General features: G+C 42.0%; 1 pseudogene. It reads right to left on the bottom strand.

Annotation, left to right across the window (positions count from 1 at the left end):
- A pseudogene (gene ddl / locus SB775_RS28035) lies at window positions 1-350 on the bottom strand (D-alanine--D-alanine ligase); the annotation flags it as partial.

Raw genomic sequence — 350 nt, 5'->3', positions numbered from 1 at the left:
AAATACCGTTTTCATCATCCATTTGTCCATACCGACCGCTGAGGCCATAACACCTGTTCCCACGTAAGGCAGGTTCGCAAGCTCCAGCATCCCCTGAATCGTGCCATCTTCACCATTTGGTCCATGTAATAATGGGAAAATAACGTCGATAGCATTTTCCTCAGAAGCTGCAGATGGAATGATTTCTGTGCTTAATGATAACGGAGAAATCGCATTTTCTGCGCCGCTCATTTTTAGAACTTCAACATCTGTTACTTCACCTTCAATACGCTCACCGCGCACCCATTGACCTTGTTCTGTAATATAAATTGGATGAATCTCGAATTTATCTTGATTTAATGCTTTAATAG

The sequence above is a fragment of the Peribacillus sp. SIMBA_075 genome, assembly GCF_046534585.1.
The sequence above is the reverse complement of the archived record's forward strand: the minus strand, read 5'-3'. Positions and strand labels throughout refer to the sequence as shown.